Below are 20,041 nucleotides of genomic sequence, written 5' to 3'. Positions count from 1 at the left end.
GGTTGTGGCTAGTTTGGCATCCTAAAACACCTTTCTTGTTCTTAACGCATTTGAGCTTTATAAGACGTTAAATGCACAATTTTAAACTAGGTAAGCCATGCTGACGCTTTTTCATCATCCGATGTCTTCTGCCTCCCGTTTTACACGGCTTGTTTTACATGAATATGGCATAGCCACAAACTTAATCGAAGAATTCGAATGGGCAAGACGGCGGGAATTTTTAGTACTTAACCCTGCAGGCAGCTTACCTGTTTTGTTAGCAGAAAGCGAAACACCGCTGTGTGGTGCTTATGTTATCTATGAATATTTAGATGAAACACGCGGCAGTTTAAAACGCGATTTAAAACTTTTTCCTGAAAATTCACTAGAACGGGCAGAAGTGCGTCGTCTTACCGATTGGTTTCTAGGGAAATTTGAAAGTGAAGTCACGCGTCATATCGTGCGCGAACGTATTTATAAAAGAGAAATGCCATTGGCAATGGGCGGAGGTGCGCCTGATTCTCAAACATTGCGCAATGCACGCGCCAACATTCGCCCTCATATGCAGTATCTCGAATGGCTTTCAGCTTCACGTGACTGGTTAGCTGGCACCCGTATTTCTTATGCTGATCTTGCAGCTGCTGCTTCACTTTCAGTTCTTGATTTTATGGGTGAAATTGATTGGACGCAAACACCTGCAAGCCGCGATTGGTATATGCGGGTGAAATCTCGCCCTGCGTTTCGTCCTTTATTAAATGATCGGATAAGGGGGCTAGCGCCCAGTGCTCATTATGCCGACCTCGACTTTTGAACGCCAAATAAAATTAAAAAAATTTTTACAAAAAGAAGCTGAAAATCAAGGCTTTAATTTGCTTGGTATCACCAATCAAATCAGCGATCAGGCAGGAATACGCCTTAATCATGCACTTGATGAAGGTTATCACGGCACGATGGAATGGATGCGTGAAACGCAACAAAGACGTATATCACCTCAAAATTTATGGCCTGAAGCACAATCCATCATAATGCTCGCCATGAATTATGGGCCAGACTATAACCCGCTTAAAAAAAATGAAAATAAAAATTGTGGCAATATTTCCGTTTATGCGCGACATCGCGATTATCATGATATTATGAAAGGGCGTCTTAAACAAATTGCTTCACGTTTTGCCGCACGTTCTGGAGCTCATGTTAAAATTTTTGTGGATACTGCACCTGTTATGGAAAAACCATTAGCACAAGCAGCAGGTCTTGGCTGGCAAGGAAAACACACAAATCTTGTGAATAAAGATTACGGATCATGGTTGTTTTTAGGATCGATTTTTACCGATATTCCCCTACCTCTTGATAAGTTTGAAAAAGATCATTGTGGCTCATGCAGTGCGTGTTTGACTATATGTCCGACAGATGCATTTCCTGCACCCTATCAATTGGATGCACGTCGGTGCATTTCTTATCTTACAATCGAATTAAAAGAACAAATTCCATTAAATTTTCGCAAAGCCATCGGCAATCGTATTTATGGCTGCGATGATTGTTTGTCCGTTTGTCCATGGAATAAATTTGCACGCAAAACACACGAAATCAAATTACAAGCAAGAGACGATCTTATCAATCCACCTCTTGCCATGTTGCTTGAATTGGATGACCCCAAATTTCGTCGTTTTTTTTCCGCTTCACCTGTTAAGCGCATCGGTCGTCATCGTTTTATCCGCAATTGTTTAATTGCAGCAGGTAATAGTGGTGATAGCACTCTCATCATGCCTGTTGAAAAACTGCTTGAAGATGAAAGTCCTCTTGTTGCAGGAATGGCCGTTTGGGCTATGAAACAATTGGTTAGTCATGAATATTTCGTTATAATGCGACAAGAATACACAAAGCGGCAACATGATCCGAGTGTGTTAATGGAATGGGAGTCTTAACAATGCGCTTTTTCATTTTTGGTGCTGGTTATAGTGCATGTGCTTTTGCGCGCCAGTCTAACGCCGACTTTTACGGAACAACACGCAGTGAAAATCGATTTTCTGATTTAGAAAAAGCTAATATAAAACCACTCATTTTTCCCAATTATAACTCACAAACAAACTTAGAAAACACTTTAAACCAAATCACACATCTTATTATTTCCATTCCACCAGATGAAACAGGCGATAGTCTTTTACGTCAGTCTTCACTATTAGATCATACAAAAAAACTTGAATGGATTGGCTATCTTTCAACCATTGGCGTTTACGGTGACCATCAAGGCAAATGGATTGATGAAACCGCCCCATGTTATCCAAAATTAGAACGCAATAAAGCGCGTCTTCAAGCTGAAAATGAATGGACAGAATTTGCCAAATTAAAAAATATTCCACTAGCAATTTTACGATTGGGCGGCATTTACGGTCCTGGCCGCAACGCTTTCATCAAGCTCACTGAAAATAAAGCGCGACGAATTATCAAAAAAGATCAAGTTTTTAACCGTATTCACAGTGATGATATTGCCGGAATTTTGAATCTTTTTAGTCAAAATAAAGTGCGTGGCATTTATAATCTTGTTGACTGTGAACCTGCACCACCGCAAGATGTTATTACTTATGCATCCACTCTCATGGGTATGATACCACCAATTGAGCAATCTTTTGAAGAAGCGACAATGTCATCAATGGCCCGCTCTTTTTATAATGATAACAAACGCATATCAAATCGTAAATTGCGATCCATTGGCTATCTGTTTAAATATCAAAATTACCAACTTGCACTTGATGCCATGTGGGCTTCAGGCAATTGGAAATAAAGAAGCACCCGCGATGAAAAAAACAGGCTATAAATCCAGTTCTATTTTATTATTAGGGCTGATAATATGTGTTTTTACGCCAGTCTTAAGCAAAGCAGATGAACCCGCAAAAGACGTATTTGGAAGCCAAATTGTGCCTTCTCTTGGTGCAACGCAATCTATTGGATTTTACTCCAAAGGGTGTTTGGCAGGTGGTGTTGCTTTACCTTTAGAAGGGCCAAATTGGCAAGTTATGCGCCCTTCGCGCCATCGCAATTGGGCGCATCCAGCAATGATTAAATTTCTTGAAAACTTATCAAAAAATGCTGCAAAAAATGGTTGGAGAGGTTTGCTTATTGGTGATATATCCCAACCTCTTGGTGGACCAATGCTCAATGGTCATGCGTCTCATCAAGTCGGTCTTGACGCCGATATTTGGTTTACCCCTATGCCTCAACAACGCTTAAATCTTCACGAACGAGAAACACTGCAAGGCATTTCGATGCTCAAACCAAAATCATTATATATTGATCCTAAAAAATGGTCATTTGAACGCACAGCACTTCTTCATTTAGCAGCAAATGATCCCGAAGTTGATCGAATATTTGTTCATCCAGGTATAAAAAAGCATTTATGTGAAAGCGTAAAAGGTGATCGAAAGTGGTTAAGTAAAATTCGCCCTTATTATGGACATTATTGGCATTTTCACGTCCGTATGAAGTGTCAAAACGGATCACCACAATGTCAATCGCAGCCCCCTATCACCAAAGACGATGGATGCGATAAAAGTTTAGAATGGTGGTTTAGTGAAGCGCCTTGGAAACCACAAACAAACAACAAACGGACAACACCTTCTAAACCTTATATAATGACTGTAAAAGACTTACCACAAGCTTGCCAACAATTGGTAGAAACGTCTAAAATGAAAAATTTACAAAATGGAAAATAACATGCCTGATAATGTTCTTGAATTCCCCGTTTTGATTGGTGATATTGGTGGTACCAATGCACGATTTGCGCTTATACAAAAAGAAGCAAGACAAGAGCAAATTTTTGCAACAAAAACAGTTTCAGATTTCACAAATATAGACGATGCGATCATACAAGGTGTGCTTCCTCTTGCTGATATGCGACCAAAATCAATACTTTTAGCAATTGCAGGTCCAGTTGAAGGAGAAGAAATTCCTTTAACCAATTCACATTGGATTATCCGACCACATGATTTAATTAAAAAACTCGGTTTTAAGCAGGTTTTTGTTATCAATGATTTCGAAGCACAAGCACTTGCAACAAGTGCGCTTTCAAAAGAGTATCTCATACCAATTGGTCCATTGGATAATTTAAATCCCGGTTCACGCGTTATTATGGGGCCTGGCACAGGACTTGGTGTTGCAGGTTTGGCGCATTTGGAAAATCGTTATATCCCAATTGCGGGTGAAGGCGGTCATGTTGATTATGCACCAAGAAGCCAGCGCGATATAGAATTATTACCTTTTTTAGATAAAACAGATGGTCGCATTCGTGCTGAAGCTCTTTTAAGTGGCAGTGGTATTTTAAGCATCTATCACGCTATATGCAAAGCAGATGGTGTGGAACCTATTTTAACAAGCCCAAATGCCATCACTGTCGCAGCACATAATACTAATGAGATACAAGCTCGTGAAGCTATTAACTTTTTTATTCATTATTTGGCGCGTCTTGCTGGTGATTTTGCACTCACCTTTAAAGCAAAAGGCGGCGTTTTCATTGGCGGCGGAATTACACCCAAAATTTTCAAACTTATCAATCAGCAAGAATTCCGCAACAGTTTTGAGGATAAAGCACCCCATCGTCATTTATTAGAAAAAATTCCTGTTTTCACCCTCACACATCCACGTGCTGCTCTTGTTGGTATGGATGCTTATGTGCGCCATCCGCGTCGTTATCTCATCGATAAAAAAGACCGTTTATGGTATGCTGATACTGATAAGCTATAAAGTATTTCTTGGTTAAATAAGAAGATTTTCTTTTCGTAAAATATAGCATTAAGACCGCAATATCACTATTGCGGTCTTATTTTTTTATTTATTGTACAGGCTGACCAATTTGGCGTAATTTTTTGCCTGACATTAAATTGGCTTCAATATTTTCTAAGGAAATATTTTTCGTCTCTGGCACAAGCCATAATGTAATTCCTATAAAAATTGCATTCATTATAGCAAATAAAAGAAACGTTATTGAACCGCCCCAATTGGAGATCATATAAAGGAAGGGAGTGGCAATTGCCATATTAGCAAACCAGTTGGTCGCTGTTGAAACAGTAATACCAAAATCACGTCCCTTTAATGGTTGTATTTCAGAACATAACACCCAGACCAATGGACCAGCACTCATTGCAAAGCCAACAATAAATATCAATAAAACAAAAATCGCAAAATATTGTGCCCATACCGTGGTTGAGCCCATTCCAAGCATCAAGCTTAAAACGCCCATACCAATGGCCATAACACTAAAGCCAAGGACCAGTGTTTTTCGTCTTCCCCAACTGTCAACAACACCCATTGCGATAAACGTGGCAAACACATTGACAAGACCAACAATAACCGTTCCCCACATTTGTTGTGTTGTACTTGTAAAACCAGCGATTTCTATAATTCTTGGTGCAAAATATAAAATAATATTAATGCCTGTAAATTGTTGCATAATTTGCAAAACAACACCAAGACCTACTGAACGACGAAAATTGGCATTATGTTTAAATAACAACCAACCACTTTGCTTGATTTTTAAGCTATCGACAATTTCTGTAAGTTCATTCTTCGCTTCTTCTTGTGTTTCGCGAATGCCATCAAGAACACGCTCTGCCTCTTTTAAGCGCCCTTTAGATGCCAACCAACGCGGACTTCTCGGCAAGACCAAAGCACCCAAAAACATTAATGCTGCTGGAATAGCGATGACACCTAACATCCAACGCCATGCTTCCCAATAACTAAAAGCGGTATTTGAAAGATAAGCGGCTAAAATACCAACAGTGATCAACAACTGGTAAAAAGAAATCATACTTCCACGAATTTTTTCAGGAGCAATCTCTGAAAGATAAAGTGGAGCAGCATATGAAGCGATACCAATAGCAACGCCAAGCGCCACACGTGCGATGATTAACACTTCAACACTAGGGCTTAAAGCACATACAAGCGAGCCCAAAACAAATAAAGTTGCAGCAATGATCAGGCTATATTTTCGCCCTATATAAAAAGAAAGCCAACCGGCAAAAATAGCTCCAAAAGCCGCTCCCAACATGAGTGAGCTTACAACTCGCCCCTCAACGACTTCTGAAAGTCCAAATTCTTGTGATAAAAAGGGCAAAGCCCCAGAAATAACGCCCGTATCCAAACCAAATAGCAAGCCAGCCAATGCCGCAAGAAAGCAAATAAAGACAATAGTACGTTTTGTTGAATGAGTTCGTGATTGCATGTTTCCCTCCCATATATAAAGGTTTTTTTTAATTCACTCAAAACGATTCAATCATATACTAAAAAAAAATCTCTTTAGTGTCATTTAAATTTACATATAATACCATTGAGTGATCAATTTTTTAGGAGAATATAATGCGTTTAGCCGTCGTTGGTGCCAATGGAAAGATGGGGGGCGAACTCATTCGTGCTGTCAAACGTATTGACGGCGTTACACTTAGTGCAGCAATTGTGCGTCAAGGGTCAAGCTATGTGGGACAAGATGTTAATATTTTGGTTGATGGCGAAAAAACTGGAATAATAATAACTGATGATCCCTTACCTGCCCTTGCACAATCAGATGGAATTTTAGATTTTACACAGCCTGAAGCAAGCGTTATGTATGCTGGTTTTGCAGCTCAAGCACGCATTGTCCATATTATTGGAACAACAGGTTTTAATCCTGATCAAGAAAACAAAATTCAATCAGCCGCGGCTCATGCAAAAATAGTAAAATCTGGCAATATGAGCCTTGGCGTTAATCTTTTAGCAGGGCTTGTCCATAAAGCGGCACAAGCTCTTAGTCCAAACGATTATGATATTGAAATTTCAGAAATGCATCATCGCCGTAAAATTGATGCGCCCTCGGGAACGGCTTTGTTGCTTGGTAAGGCTGCCGCTAATGGCAGAGGTGTCGATTTAAAAAAAGTCGGTGTTTATGGGCGCGATGGTATTATGTCTCCACGCCAAGACGGTGAGATAGGATTTGCTGCTTTACGAGGTGGTACAGTAATTGGCGATCATTCTGTTATTTTTGCTGGGACAAATGAGCGTCTTGTTTTATCACATTTTGCGCAAGAACGCTCAATTTTTGCCGATGGTGCAGTAAAAGCGGCACTTTGGGCATATAAGCAAGAAAAAGGACTTTTTTCTATGCTCGACGTATTAGGTCTTAACGATTAATATAATGGCATCATAAACATGATCAGGAGGATCACATGACACGTATTTTAGTTTTGGTTCGTCACGGACAAAGTGAATGGAACTTAAAAAACCTTTTTACAGGATGGAAAGATCCCGGCTTAACAGAAAAAGGACATGAAGAAGCAGTTACTGCCGGACAAAAATTAAAAGCAGCTGGATTAAAATTTGATATTGCCTACACATCAGCTTTAAAAAGAGCGCAAACGACATGTGAGTTGATATTACAAGAAATGGGGCAATGCAAACTGGACACGTTTAAAAATCAAGCTCTTAATGAACGCGATTATGGTGATCTCTCAGGTTTAAATAAGGATGATGCCCGCAAAGAATGGGGTGAAGAACAGGTTCACATCTGGCGTCGTTCTTACGACGTTCCACCACCTGGTGGGGAAAGTTTACGTGATACAGGGGCACGTGTTTGGCCATATTATATGCATATTATCCAACCGCATGTTTTACGTAATGAAACGGTTTTAGTTGCGGCTCATGGTAATTCTCTTCGTGCACTCATTATGGCGCTTGAAGGCTTAAGTGGTGAAGAAATCATAAAACAAGAACTTGCTACCGGCCAACCCATTATTTATGAACTCAACGCTGATTCAACTATTTCATCAAAAAAAATTCTGTAAAAAGGTTAAAGACTGAAAAACAACACTGCAACTCACACAATTAAGCAGTGTTGTTAAGCTATATGCTTAAGGCTATCAATCATATTATAGTGGTTTTTTAATGAGAATAGACAGTTTTTTGAACAATACTTAAAGAGAAAGAAATGCCCAGATGGCGGAATTGGTAGACGCGCAGGTTTCAGGTATCTGTACTGCAAGGTGTGGAGGTTCGAGTCCTCTTCTGGGCACCATTTTACTCCTAAAAGTACAATAAAAACAATAAGTTAGAAAACTTAAATCTCTTTCAGTCCACCCCGCAGCCCATCTTTCGGCGGGTGCTTGCAGTGATGTTAGATATCCAGTTTCGGCAAATTGCGGACAATTGTCATCGTTTCCAGTGAAACAGTGATGATTCTTAAAAGCAGTTCCAGCGGATAGGCTGGGTTGTGCATGGTATCAATTGCCCAGTCATTGGCATCATTGACAATGCCGCTGGCTTTATCGGTACGCACGCCCTGCCGCTCCACCACCCAATCAATCGCCGGTTTGCCATTGACGATATAGTCATAGGCTTCAAGCGGTATATCCGTGATTGTGATCTTGTCGTTATAGATGATGGTCGTTAGATCTTTATCCTTGCCATTGCGGCCATATTTCATCTTCTCGACATAAAAGTCGCCATCTTCCATATTTTTATTTTTGGTGATGATGTTGGCAGGGTATTTCTCAACCGTTTCATAATTCAGGTGCAATTTTGCCAAAGCGCGGCCAGCTTTTGAAAAAGCCTTAAAGTCATCCAGTTTTTTGACGGCAGGAATGCGCGGCAATTCTTTCATGAGATTATCAGCAAAGCGGGCGCGATAATTTTCAGAATGCAAAAGGCCATAGATATAATAAAACAAATCTTCCTTGGTGATGGTGGTATCCTGATAGGCATCATGAAAATGTTTCAACCCCGCATCCGTTATCGCATCACGACGTTTTAACTGCAGTGTTGCTTCGCTTGCAAATAAACCTTCACCTGCCTGCTCTTGCTCATAAAGATAAAGCGGAAAGCATTGGCCGTTAAACATGAGCTGAATGTCAGGTATATCTGCTGAGATAAATGCTGAAAATCCATTTTTTGCCCCGCTTCCAGATACAGCGATCACACAGTTTTCAGCTTGTGCATCAGGAAAGATGCGCGGCATTTGAAGAACACGTTCGTTCAAATTCCGGTCATAATATAAATATTGATTACAAAATGGGCGATATAAACTTTTTATGATTTTCCTATTTTCAAAAGTTAGCCGATTTCGCCCAATCAATGATTGTTTTAAATTCACCGTCCAGCTTATTTTAGCGGGATTGTTATCAATAAGAAAATTAACTTTCTCCTCTTTTTGTTTCTTAGTCAAATTTATTGTTTCTTTTTCAAATTTGCAAAGTTCAAAATTATAAAAATCAATCATATTTGAGATATTATTAGACATTTTTTGTTTAGAAGAATTATAAGCCCATGCATCTCTATTCGTTGCAATGCCAAGAGAAAAGTTTTCAAAAATTTTGACAATAGTTTTATCTTTTTTATCACCCATAACGATAAAATCATTGAAGGTATCGTCGCGCTGGTTAAGCCAATCATTGTGAGCATCTGGGGTGATGGTCTGCCATTGGTCTTTTAAGCCTACAATGCTTGTAAGCTCAGCAATTTTTTCCAGCTTCTGCTCAGTGGTGAGATAATCGCCAATATCATGAAAGTGGATTTTGCCATGCTGTTTGGCAGCAGGATTTTTCACCAGAATGGTAATGGCAATCGGCGCGCGAGAACCGGAACCAAAGACATTGCCCTTTTCTTTTTGGCGTTGCTCACCTGATGTGCGGGCATTACCTCGTAAATGGAAAATATAGATATTGGAAAATTCTTGCGCCAAGCATTTACGCAACCCATCAGCCGATGAGGATTCGACATAACCGGCATTAGTCACAAAACCGATGACACCTGCCTCACCAATTCGGTCTGATGCCCAGCGAATGGCGCGGATATAGCTGTCATAGAGCCCTTTTGAAAGCGCCGCATTTGAAAGTTTTGCATAAGTATCTTCAATGCGCTGGTCAAGCTTCGTGTAAGCAAGGTTTTGATTATTATCATTGGCACTACCTTGACCAACAGAATAAGGCGGATTGCCGACGATGACCTTGATATCCAAGGCCATCTGGTCTTTGCGGCGCTGGCTGTTGTCGACCAGAATGGCGTCAATCATGTCACCTTTTTCGCTCATCTGGAATGTATCGGTGAGCAAAATACCAGGGAAAGGTGCATAATCGCCACCGACAAGGGCATGATAGGTCGATTCAATATTGATGGCAGCAATATAATAGGCCAGCAGCACCAGCTCATTGGCATGAAGTTGGCTTTTATAGACACGCGGCAAGTCTTCAGACGCTATCAGGCCGCTTTGCATCAGTCTTGTGATAAAGGTGCCGGTGCCGGTGAATGGGTCAAGAATATGCACGCCTTCACTGCCCAAGCTTTGGTTAAATTCAGCTTTTAACACTTCATTGACGCTGTGCAGGATAAAGTCCACCACCTCAACCGGTGTATAGACAATGCCCAGCCGCTCGGTCATTTTTGGAAAAGCATTGCGGAAAAACTTGTCATAAAGCTCGACAACCAGCTTCTGGCGGCCTTCCGCTGTATTGATGCCATCAGCACGCATGGCAACACTGCGATAGAATTTATCAAGGCTTGTCGATTCTTTTTCAATGTTAAACTCATTGAGTGCATCCAGCACTTTCTGGATCGCCTGCGACATCGGGTTATGGTCTGCAAAGCTATAACCAGAAAACAACGCATCAAATACCGGCTTGGTGATAAGGTGCTGTGCCAGCATCTCGATGATCTCGTCATCACTGAGCGCATCATTCAGATCGTCTTTCAACTCGGCAGAAAATTCCTTAAATGTGCTAATTGCCTTTGTGTTTTCAGGGTTTTTTAAAATAGCCTTGATGCGGTCAATATGGGTGCGGGCAATCTTGGCAATGTCATTTGCCCATTCTTCCCAATGATGGCGGTTGCCAACCTTTTCAACCAATTTGGCGGTGATGGCGCGTTCAAGCTCGGTAACCTCATAAACAAACTCGATTTGCTCAGCTACTACACCACCAGCAGAAGCGGGGGCCGCCTTTCCTAGATTGCTTTTGCCCTTGGCAAGGCCTGTTGCTTCTTTCATCACCTTTTTGCGGCGTTTGCCCATATCGGTAACAGCAATGACTTCCATTTTTTGCGGATCAGAACCAACCAAGTCCATTTTGTTAATCATCGCATCGAATTTATCGTCATGCGAACGCAAGGCCTGTAAAACCTGCCAGACAACCTTATAAGTCTTATTATCATTCAAGGCTTCATGCGGTTCCACCCCTGAAGGGATCACCACCGGCAAGACAATATAGCCACGGGTTTTACCTTCTGCCTTACGCATGACACGCCCGACCGATTGCACCACATCAACCTGACTGTTGCGTGCCGTTAAAAACAACACAGCATCAAGGGCTGGCACATCAACACCTTCAGACAGGCAGCGCACATTTGATAGAATACGGCATGTATCTTCCGGCGTTTTAGATTTAAGCCAGTGGATTTTCTCTTCCTTCTCGCTGGCATTCATCCCACCATCAACATGGCGCGCCTCGCAATGCAGTTTCACCGACGTTTCTTCCTCATCGGTTGCGGTGCGCTGGTATTCTTTCACCACATCTTGAAACATATTGGCAATTTGCAGTGAGCCAACCTTGTTGCTCTTTTTGCGATCAATCACCTGACAAAAGGCAACAGCGCGTTGCATAGGACTGACATCACCTTCAAGACTTTCGGTCAGGTTCTGCTTTGAAAGCGCCTTCCAGCAGCCAACAATCTTGGCTGCATCATCGACCCGTACCTCGTTATTCTCGTCTTTCAAAAGATTTTGTAGACGGCGATTGATCTGGCTTTCTTCAACGGTCAGCACGATCACCTTATAATCAACCAAAAGGCCGCGCTGCACCGCTTCCGAGAAGGTCAAGACATGAAGGTCTTTGCCATAGATGGTCTCGTCATCCATTGAATAAAGGACAACATCACCACCCTCGGCTTTCAGCTTGGCATCATCGCGATAGATGCGCGGTGTGGCGGTCATATAAAGGCGCTTGGCAGCATTGATGAAATCATTGTTATGAATACGGACAAAAGCGCTTTCCTCATCACCGTCATAGGTCTGGCCAGTGGTGCGGTGCGCCTCGTCACAAATAACAAGATCAAATTCTGGTAACCCATATTCTTTTTGTGCTTTTGCAATGACATCAATAGAATGATAGGTCGAGAAGATCACGCTCATGGCATCATCTTCATGCCAAGCAGTCATCTCTTCTGCCAGTTTTTCGGCATCGGTCGTGGCGGGATATTGCAGCTCATGCACAAAGGTCTGCACGCTGTCATCATCTTTTTTATCGCGTTTTTTACCAACTTCAGCATCCGAACAGACAGCAAAGCTATGTAATTTGGTTTCGCTCTGTTGCGTCCATTCAGTCAATGTCTGGCTTAACAAGGCAAGGCTTGGCACCAAAAACAAGACACGTTTACCTTTGCCTGCCTGTGCCTCGGCAATCTTGAGGCTGGTAAAAGTTTTACCCGTACCACAAGCCATAATGAGCTTGCCACGATCGGCTAACTCCAAACCTTTCAATACGTTTTTAGACGCTATTTCCTGATGCGGGCGCAGTTTTTTCTTTTCATGAATGACAAGGGCTTTATCGGGTGCATATTGCTCCCAGTCGATCACACTTTGTTCAAGAGCGGCAAGATCAATCTTGCTAACAGGAACATGCTGGTTATCCAGCATCGCCTCGGCATTATCACCCCAGTGATTGGTCGTGCAAACAATAAAGCGATTGACGAATGGTCTTTGACCGGATGCCGACATAAAGCTGTCGATGTCTGTTTTACTGATTTTATGATCAGGTGCGTAAAATTTGCATTGTATGGCGTGTAGTTCACCTTTTTTTGTCTGAGCGACAAGATCAATCCCCTTATCCTTGCCATCTTTGCCATGAGACAAAGCCCAGTCTTTAAACGTCCACACATCTGAATAAAGATCAGCATAAAAGGGTTCATGCTTGAGATAGGCGATCATCAGCTCTTCAAAATAGGTGCCTTTTTCACGCTCAGACACCGCAGCATTGCGAAAACGGGTCAAGACCTTTTCAAGGGGTGTCTGTTCCAGTTTCTCGCTCATGCTATTGCCTCCGCTTAATCTATGCAGCCTTTGACTGATTCATGTATCAAAGTCATACCTTAAACGTCAAAAATGAAAAGCCATTTCCACTAAAATAGTGTTTTTTAGTGTCCGGAAAGTCATGGGACTATCAGCAAATAAAAATTATTACGCTTTATGCAAAGGAAAGCTCCATGCCGGTTTTGTATGCCATGCGGATTTAGACTTCAGTCCTCCCCCTCCAACCACCTCTATTTATTATCGGCTTTTGAAAAACAATCATCAAAACCAAAGCGGTTTCAGGTCAACATTTGTCAACATGGTGACGGCTTGCCGACTGCTTGCCTTAATAGGTTTTTGCTTCAGGTTTTCTCAGGTTCCTGCCCATCTTGTTTTTTTCAAAAAACCTTAACATTTGCTAACATGCTGTTTGTCAGGTTAATCCGTGAAAAGCGCAGCAAAGCCAGCGCGCTAGTCGTTATAACTTTACTGCCTATAAAAAGGCTGTGCATGTCAACCTTTTACCCTGCCATTTGCAGGCTATGAAAATCAAAAGAATCAAACACCGATAAAAAAGATGCGCATGAGCCCCATGCTGGTACTGGCTCCCCATAAGCCTTTAATCTTTTAAGTACCCCCCATGCCAGTCATGCCACGGCCTTGCCACTGGTGTCTTTATCCACGACCACAGCACGCCCTTGTTTGTTGTATGCAATGCGTCCCGTTTCTCGCAATCGGTCTTCTGCATTGGCTGCACGCGTACCGCCCCAGCCCAGCACACGCATGGCCATGCCATAAGACATCGCACCATGAAGCTGAAGAGCTTTTAAATAGGTTTCATCATCATCCGGTTTTGCCTTCATGTCATAAATGATTACGGGTATAGGCTCCCCTTTTTTCCGCGTCGGGAAACTATCATCATTCTCATTTGCTAAAGAGTGTTTTGGCCTCTTGGATGTCTCAACATTCTTCAACATGGGTGCGCTGGTTTTCATCCCTGCAATGCGTTCAGCTTCATCCCGTGAATAGCCGCCGTCATATTCCAGAATGGCCGCCTGCTCCTCTATCTGGTCGCGCTGTTCATCATCATGAAGGCGATCACCACCATCATCATAAAGGTAACCACCATTATTTTTTTTCTGTTTTTGCTCATATTCGGAACCCTCAAAACCATCGAAACCCCCTTTTTGATAGTTTTGAGGGTTTGGAGGGTTTGGATTTTCCCCGTTTTTTATTTTTTTTAAAGCTGATAACCATTTGCCCACGGTCATGCCTCCCCATTCAATTCGGGGTTCCATTCATAGCATACAGTTGGCCGCCCTCCGCTCTCTGTCGTATCTCTGGCCAGCGCCCTGCAATAGTTTCCATCTGTCAGGATTTCGATTGCGGATACCACCGCTTCACGATCTGCCAGCCTTGCCCATCGCTTTTGATGAATATCCCGAACCGTGAACAGGTCAGGCAATTCGTGCCGCCGCTCTATAATGAGCCTTGCGCCATCCTCGGCCATTGTTTGCCCTGCCGCATATAATCGTCGTGCATGGCTTATGAGATATTCAGCCCATACCAAAGCAGTGGCCGTTGCCAAGTCGCCAATCTCAAAGCGTCCACCCTCCACAAGTTCAAAAATCAAGGCCAGTGATGCAATCGTTTTAGGCATTTTCAGCATATGGGATTCCATAACACCGGAAACATTGCCGCTTCTGGCTTCTGCCTGTATGTCTTCCATCCATTCACGAAACATCAATTGCGCGGATGATGAGAAACGCATCACTAGTGGATTTTCAGGACTGCCCAGCGGATTATCATGAAGGGTTCTAAACACAGCTTCATAGGCCTGCCTAGCATCTCTGTCTGGTAGCCTGTCAGTCCATTGCCAATCATGCACATCATCCGGCCAGACTGCCATTTGCAACCGCTGCACCAAACCATCATCACCTTTGCCGGTCATGGCATTGCTCACAATCGGGGCTATTCGTGATGGCTGTATGCCTCCGATCATGGATAGGGTGGCATTCTGGATATGGACAGTACCGCGCCCTATTCGATCATAGGTGAATTGCCCATCACCATTGAAGGCCTCCAAATAGAACGCCCTATCAGACTGATAGTCATCCCCTTCCATCTTGGCCAGAAAACCTGCCAATTCATCACGTATCAGCAAAAGGCCGCGCGGGTTCTGGTTTAATAGTTCCCCCAATTTTTCCACTGTCGCATCATTGACCACAAGGCGCGGGCATGGGGTTTTATCCTCATCATCTACAACACTATCAGCCAATAGCGCGCGGGCGGCTTCCCTATCACCTCCCTTGAACGCCTGTGCGGCTTTCTTCTTTCTATCCTTTTCATCCAATGCGCTTAAAACGTCATCAATGGAAGCCTGCTTTTGGCTTTCCTGCCAGTCCTTACGCATATCATCCTGAATGGCGTAAATAGGGGCAAGTGCCGATTGCATGGCAGGCGATTTCATAGCAGACGGGCGGCCAATAATCGCACCCCATAAATTCGGAACGATCTGCCAATCATCATGCTGTTTAGGTGACACCCTTACACCATTGCCAACCACCGCAGCCAAGCCACACAAACATGATACGGCAACAAAATCCGCAGGCGATTGCTGCCGGTCTGCCACGTCATAGACATAGGCACTCAGAGCATCAGGCAACATAATATCCTTAAAAGGCTCGACAGCTGGCAAGCTCGAAACAATCGGCTTCACCTTTCCCCATCCGCGCCCTGCATTATCATTAAAGGGCAGTTCTTCAATCTTCGGTAAACTCACGGCTTCGCTCATGCTGCACCGCCTTGCCGATATTCATTCAATAGGTCATTGAAGTCATACCCATCCGGCGGCTCGGACATTTTCACGCTCCAGCCTATTGCCGTGGCATCCCTTGCCAGCGCCTCCCCTGCTTTCCTGCCAGCACTATCGCCATCAATAGCGATTGTTAACCGCCCTGCCTGTTCTGGTAACCTTATGGCTTTCATGCCGCTAGTGGACAATGCCGCCCATATGTTTGCAGGCTCCAGCTATAAACCGCAGGCAAGTGAAAGGCCTGTTTCAATACCTTCACAAATAACCAGCCTATCACCAGCGCACGCCGTTAAATGAACAGCACCACCCAAAACACTACCAAGCATGGCTTTGGCTGGCTCTATGCTGGCTTTTGTGCCATCTGGTGAAAGATAGGTTCTATGCACGGCAAAGGCATCACAGCCATCAACACGGGCAATCATGGCAGGAAAGTAAGAACCGGACGGATGACGACAATTGCCATGAAAGCGCAGACTATCAGGCAAGGCGCAATCAATGCCACGTCTATGAAGATAACGGGCTCCAAGTGTGCCATCTATCGGCTTGGCTTCATTCCAAAGCTTTTGCGCGGTATCTGCTTTTCGTGCGCTGGTTTTATATTCCAAACCTGAAGTATTCTGAAGCTGGACGTTGGTTTTATATTCTTTACTAATGTCAGGTTTTGTCAGGTTCTGGCCATAGTAACGACTAGCGCTCTTTATAAGCCCTATAGAACGCAACTTATGAATAATATCATCAAAGCTGCATCCGGCATGACAGCGTGCCAATAAACGGTCATCCTTGCCATTTGATAGGGATAAACTAGGGCGGCTGTCCTTATGGACTGGGCAACACGCCACGCCATAGGTTCCAAACCATTGCCCATGAAGCGCGCCGGTGATTTCTTGTGCTTTGTTTTTAGCGAATGACATTGTTTCTTGTCTCCATGACATTGCGCCATGTGACGGGTTCTGCTATTCTTCAGGTCTGAATTGAGAAAGCTTTGCCCCGTCCCTCTATGGCGGGGTTTTTCTTTAATGGGCATCGACATTGCGTTGCGCCTTGGCTTTCTCAATCACTCCAACGATGTCAGACTGTTGCCATTTAGACAGACCTCCGATTTTAATGGCAGGCGGCACCGTACCATCTGCAACACGCCGCCAAAATGTTGGGATGCTGATCTGAAGAATTTTCGCGCATTCACGTGCGCTTAAAAGGGCATCAATGATATTCATTTTTTCATCTTTCAATCTGTTGAATACAAATGAAAGATGATTTGAATTGCTCCAGAAAAATAGCAGGGCAGGTTAAGAAAACTTAACAGTCAATTACCCCGCCTTTTCACCTAGATTTCTAAAGCTTTTTAAAACAAAAATCCCCTAAAATGAAAATATTTACGTTAAATCAATGCGTTAAAACATGGGGTAAATTATTATAAACCTAGTTAAAATGGTATTTCTGAATCATCGTCAAAGACATTTTTAATATCCATTTCACTCATAATTTCTGTATTTTTATCTTCTGCAATTTCTTTGGAACGGGTCTTTGGAGCACCTCCGCTAGGTTCCCAATTGGCAATCCCTGCTAATTCTTGAATTATATTCGCTCTCGGTAAGCCGTCTTCACCCAAAAGCTCATATTTAGCCGCATTTAAATTTAGCCACTTTACAAGTGTTTGTTTAACAGTCTTGTTTAGATCTGCTTCTTTAATAGCTTCCCATGCACCTACAACAGCAGCCAGTTTTGGAGCATAACGCGGATGGTGAGGATCTTTAAATTCATGGACTTCAACATCAGGAAAGAAAATTTTTGGCTTAAAACCACGGGATTCAAACCATTTTTTAAGATCAATAAGTTTAACCGTCGAATCAAATTCAACCACATAACCTGTATTTTCATCACGACACCAAGTCACATTCAAAGTTTCTGCTCTTGCAGCCGCGAAAATGCCTGAAATTCCAAACACCACTCTATGCCAGCCCCTAAACGAATTTGGAACAGATATCATATTATGCTTCAAACAACCAAGTATTGCACTTAACGATGGAAACTACCACATAATAACTCAGTGACTAATCGCTGATGCTTGTGTGCTTTTGAACATACGTTAGATAATTTAACCTTTATGATATACCTTTTTATCAATAAAGTCAATTATGAATATAGTGCTTTTAATGTTGTCCATCCCAAGCAACCCATCAGTATCAAAGTTTTCTAAAATACGATTCCAGACTAATATTGGATATGCAGCACTCTTTGAATCATACTGAAATGAACCAACGTAACAGAATTTATCCACGATATTAGGATATTGCCAATGACATTCGTCGGTTACACCATATTTATGAGAGCCGGTGAGTTTTACCACTGACATTGTTGAGCCTGTGTCAAGAACTAAAACGACATATTTATCATCCACTATAGCATTGATCTCAATTCCTTTTTTGTTGATACTACCGTCGATTTCTTTCAAGACGTTTGAAGCTATGTATTTTTCACGGTCAGAACCGGAATATAGTAATATTTCGTTTTGTTTGAAATCAAAAATTACTAGATAGTCATTGAATAACCCTCTACCTGCTATGGAATATTCCATATTGATTGAGGAAGAATCGGAACTTTTGACTGTACCATTATCATCAACCGTTGTGGCCCAATTAGCGTTCTCGATGATGATTGCGTTCGACACTTTTAAGCGATTAGATTCAAAATTTTTAAAAAGAAATCGTTTGTCCGATGTCACTTGTCCAGCTACATTTACTGCTCTCTCTGATTTTAGTGCCAATAAAGAGCTATTCATTTTCTCTATATCCGCCGGGGCAAGGGCCATAGTATATTCGAATCCAGTGTCTAGTATGAATCTTTTCCTCTCTCCGGACACCTCTAGCTCAACAACTGGAGCTCCATATTCATCATACGATAGAGGAAATCGTATCATATCCGCGGCTGCACTATTGGCAAAAACTACTAGATAGGAAGAAAATAATAAAGCGTATATTCTATACATGATTTAAGTTTATCCGAAATAACTATTAAAATCAAGGAAATTTTATATCTCATAAACCGATATTACTCATTATTTTCGACTCATCAACACCTTTGATAATCAAATATTCCGATACCCTTGATAATATGCTGCGATTGGTTCCGCAATAAATCGTTTTATTACTGAATCCATTCTCTTTTGAATAGCGATTTTGCAAGGCACCGCCCGAACAAGGATTTCTCCAGATGCAATCTTGACACTCGCTTGGCACATATTCAGTGGCAGAAATATACATTTTGTATTGTTGGCTAGCCATAAAATCTTCTAATTTGAAGTCTTTGATATTGCCGATTGCGCTCGCTAAATAGGCGCCAGTTGGCTTCAAGACATCATTAACATACAATAAACCATCAGTATTGATAGTAAGAGATACCATCATTTTGTGTACTCGCGCACTAAACCCTAGAAAGTCCATGCTATTAGAGTTGAGTATGTAAATTGGAGCATCGAATAAACGGATGAATACATCACGTTCATCATTAAGATATAAATCTAATAACCTAGTAAAGTATTTACCCATAAGGTCGTCGCTTGGACGGCTTTCATCTAAATAATTATCGTCTGGTAATAATATATCAAAACTTGATACTCCTAAATTATTAAATACATGATCATAAAGGGTATCAATGTCATTCTCGCAATTTGCTACCATCAGAATTGATGGAGAATGAGAAAATTTATTTTGATTATACGACTCTTGTAGCAATCTTAATCCTTTTATAGACCGCTCATAACTACTACGACCTTTCTTATCTAATCGGTATTGGTCATTCATTTCTTTGTTGCCATCTAGAGAAATGCCAACTGTTACATCATGGCGGGAGAATATCTCTACCCACGTTTCATCAATCAACACCCCGTTTGTTTGTAGGCTAAGCGTAATTGACGTGTCAACTGATTCTAATGCCTTCAAAGAATTGCATAAATTATCAAATTTTTTCTTAGGATAGAGTAAAGGCTCCCCTCCATGGAATATAATTCTGACCAATTTTAATTCATAACTTTCGATTGCATTTAACACGAAATCTATGACATCATTAACAGAATTATCACTTATCAATGCCTGACTGCTTGTTTCGTCATAATCTCCTTTGTTGAAAACATAGCAATATGTGCAATTCAAATTGCATCGTTCTGTCAACTTAAGGATGATTTCCAAAACATTCAACTTGCTTGCTACATTGCTCATTATTTAGTCACCCCTGTATCATGT

The 20,041-nt window shown here is 42.1% G+C and carries 15 protein-coding genes, 1 tRNA gene and 1 pseudogene; 8 read left to right on the top strand and 9 right to left on the bottom strand.

Annotated features, from left to right (window positions below; genetic code table 11):
- Positions 1-97 precede the first annotated feature (97 nt).
- Genes ME5_RS03930 through glk form a run of 5 tightly spaced genes read left to right on the top strand, consistent with a single transcriptional unit; the run spans position 98 to position 4,713 of the window.
- Positions 98-790: a glutathione S-transferase family protein gene (locus tag ME5_RS03930; protein WP_008038615.1), complete on the top strand. Its 693-nt coding sequence runs from the start codon at positions 98-100 to the stop codon at positions 788-790.
- Complete coding sequence (queG, locus tag ME5_RS03925; protein ID WP_245256486.1) at positions 771-1,901, top strand: tRNA epoxyqueuosine(34) reductase QueG; 1,131 nt, start codon at positions 771-773, stop codon at positions 1,899-1,901. The genes ME5_RS03930 and queG overlap by 20 nt, the downstream gene beginning before the upstream one ends.
- A 2-nt stretch (positions 1,902-1,903) precedes the next feature.
- A complete protein-coding gene (locus ME5_RS03920; protein WP_008038613.1) occupies positions 1,904-2,758 on the top strand; it encodes an SDR family oxidoreductase in 855 nt (284 codons plus the stop codon).
- Between the two features lie 13 nt (positions 2,759-2,771).
- Positions 2,772-3,686, top strand: coding sequence for a penicillin-insensitive murein endopeptidase (gene mepA, locus ME5_RS03915; protein WP_425338821.1), 915 nt, complete (start codon positions 2,772-2,774; stop codon positions 3,684-3,686).
- Between the two features lies 1 nt (position 3,687).
- The gene (gene glk / locus ME5_RS03910; RefSeq protein ID WP_008038606.1) at positions 3,688-4,713 is read left to right on the top strand and encodes a glucokinase; all 1,026 of its coding nucleotides are present in this window, start codon (positions 3,688-3,690) and stop codon (positions 4,711-4,713) included.
- 88 nt (positions 4,714-4,801) lie between these two features.
- Here the strand turns inward: glk and ME5_RS03905 are convergent, their stop codons facing one another.
- Entirely contained in the window at positions 4,802-6,190 is a 1,389-nt protein-coding gene (locus ME5_RS03905; protein ID WP_008038604.1) for a sugar porter family MFS transporter, read from the bottom strand.
- 134 nt (positions 6,191-6,324) lie between these two features.
- On the opposite strand from ME5_RS03905, the gene dapB reads away from it, so the two are divergent.
- From dapB to ME5_RS03890, 3 genes are all read left to right on the top strand, one after another.
- The gene (gene dapB, locus ME5_RS03900) at positions 6,325-7,131 is read left to right on the top strand and encodes a 4-hydroxy-tetrahydrodipicolinate reductase (RefSeq protein WP_008038603.1); all 807 of its coding nucleotides are present in this window, start codon (positions 6,325-6,327) and stop codon (positions 7,129-7,131) included.
- Positions 7,132-7,166: 35 nt separating this feature from the next.
- On the top strand, positions 7,167-7,781 hold the full coding sequence (locus ME5_RS03895) for a 2,3-bisphosphoglycerate-dependent phosphoglycerate mutase (RefSeq protein ID WP_008038601.1): 615 nt from the start codon (positions 7,167-7,169) through the stop codon (positions 7,779-7,781).
- A 145-nt stretch (positions 7,782-7,926) separates the two neighbouring features.
- Positions 7,927-8,011: transfer RNA gene (locus tag ME5_RS03890), tRNA-Leu, on the top strand.
- 99 nt (positions 8,012-8,110) lie between these two features.
- On the opposite strand, the gene ME5_RS03885 is transcribed toward ME5_RS03890, so the two are convergent.
- The 8 genes and pseudogenes from ME5_RS03885 to ME5_RS03845 form a co-directional block, all read right to left on the bottom strand.
- Positions 8,111-13,009, bottom strand: coding sequence for a DEAD/DEAH box helicase (locus tag ME5_RS03885; RefSeq protein ID WP_008038600.1), 4,899 nt, complete (start codon positions 13,007-13,009; stop codon positions 8,111-8,113).
- A 626-nt stretch (positions 13,010-13,635) separates the two neighbouring features.
- Complete coding sequence (locus ME5_RS03880; RefSeq protein WP_245256485.1) at positions 13,636-14,259, bottom strand: hypothetical protein; 624 nt, start codon at positions 14,257-14,259, stop codon at positions 13,636-13,638.
- Complete coding sequence (locus tag ME5_RS03875) at positions 14,256-15,782, bottom strand: YfjI family protein (protein WP_008038598.1); 1,527 nt, start codon at positions 15,780-15,782, stop codon at positions 14,256-14,258. Before ME5_RS03875 ends, ME5_RS03880 begins: the two co-directional genes overlap by 4 nt.
- Positions 15,779-16,714, bottom strand: a pseudogene (locus ME5_RS03865) (DUF7146 domain-containing protein). Before ME5_RS03865 ends, ME5_RS03875 begins: the two are co-directional and overlap by 4 nt.
- A 102-nt stretch (positions 16,715-16,816) precedes the next feature.
- A complete protein-coding gene (locus ME5_RS03860) occupies positions 16,817-17,017 on the bottom strand; it encodes a helix-turn-helix transcriptional regulator (protein WP_008038596.1) in 201 nt (66 codons plus the stop codon).
- Positions 17,018-17,226: 209 nt separating this feature from the next.
- Positions 17,227-17,751 (bottom strand): hypothetical protein, encoded by a 525-nt coding sequence (locus tag ME5_RS03855; protein ID WP_008038594.1) that lies wholly within the window; start codon positions 17,749-17,751, stop codon positions 17,227-17,229.
- A 147-nt stretch (positions 17,752-17,898) separates the two neighbouring features.
- Entirely contained in the window at positions 17,899-18,612 is a 714-nt protein-coding gene (locus ME5_RS03850) for a hypothetical protein (RefSeq protein WP_245256484.1), read from the bottom strand.
- 226 nt (positions 18,613-18,838) lie between these two features.
- Positions 18,839-20,017: a radical SAM protein gene (locus ME5_RS03845; RefSeq protein ID WP_008038586.1), complete on the bottom strand. Its 1,179-nt coding sequence runs from the start codon at positions 20,015-20,017 to the stop codon at positions 18,839-18,841.
- Between the last annotated feature and the right edge of the window lie 24 nt (positions 20,018-20,041).

Origin of the sequence: Bartonella tamiae Th239, from assembly GCF_000278275.1 — a bacterium.
Classification (GTDB): domain Bacteria; phylum Pseudomonadota; class Alphaproteobacteria; order Rhizobiales; family Rhizobiaceae; genus Bartonella; species Bartonella tamiae.
The sequence above is the reverse complement of the archived record's forward strand: the minus strand, read 5'-3'. Positions and strand labels throughout refer to the sequence as shown.

What these genes read in the sequence shown, in the direction of transcription:
- glk (WP_008038606.1), top strand. Translation starts at nt 3,688, where the DNA reads ATGCCTGATAATGTTCTTGAATTCCCCGTTTTGATTGGTGATATTGGT.
- ME5_RS03850 (WP_245256484.1), bottom strand. Translation starts at nt 18,612, where the DNA reads ATGGCCCTTGCCCCGGCGGATATAGAGAAAATGAATAGCTCTTTATTG.
- ME5_RS03860 (WP_008038596.1), bottom strand. Translation starts at nt 17,017, where the DNA reads ATGAATATCATTGATGCCCTTTTAAGCGCACGTGAATGCGCGAAAATT.
- ME5_RS03875 (WP_008038598.1), bottom strand. Translation starts at nt 15,782, where the DNA reads ATGAGCGAAGCCGTGAGTTTACCGAAGATTGAAGAACTGCCCTTTAAT.
- ME5_RS03880 (WP_245256485.1), bottom strand. Translation starts at nt 14,259, where the DNA reads ATGACCGTGGGCAAATGGTTATCAGCTTTAAAAAAAATAAAAAACGGG.
- ME5_RS03845 (WP_008038586.1), bottom strand. Translation starts at nt 20,017, where the DNA reads ATGAGCAATGTAGCAAGCAAGTTGAATGTTTTGGAAATCATCCTTAAG.
- dapB (WP_008038603.1), top strand. Translation starts at nt 6,325, where the DNA reads ATGCGTTTAGCCGTCGTTGGTGCCAATGGAAAGATGGGGGGCGAACTC.
- queG (WP_245256486.1), top strand. Translation starts at nt 771, where the DNA reads ATGCCGACCTCGACTTTTGAACGCCAAATAAAATTAAAAAAATTTTTA.
- ME5_RS03930 (WP_008038615.1), top strand. Translation starts at nt 98, where the DNA reads ATGCTGACGCTTTTTCATCATCCGATGTCTTCTGCCTCCCGTTTTACA.
- ME5_RS03920 (WP_008038613.1), top strand. Translation starts at nt 1,904, where the DNA reads ATGCGCTTTTTCATTTTTGGTGCTGGTTATAGTGCATGTGCTTTTGCG.
- mepA (WP_425338821.1), top strand. Translation starts at nt 2,772, where the DNA reads ATGAAAAAAACAGGCTATAAATCCAGTTCTATTTTATTATTAGGGCTG.
- ME5_RS03885 (WP_008038600.1), bottom strand. Translation starts at nt 13,009, where the DNA reads ATGAGCGAGAAACTGGAACAGACACCCCTTGAAAAGGTCTTGACCCGT.
- ME5_RS03895 (WP_008038601.1), top strand. Translation starts at nt 7,167, where the DNA reads ATGACACGTATTTTAGTTTTGGTTCGTCACGGACAAAGTGAATGGAAC.
- ME5_RS03905 (WP_008038604.1), bottom strand. Translation starts at nt 6,190, where the DNA reads ATGCAATCACGAACTCATTCAACAAAACGTACTATTGTCTTTATTTGC.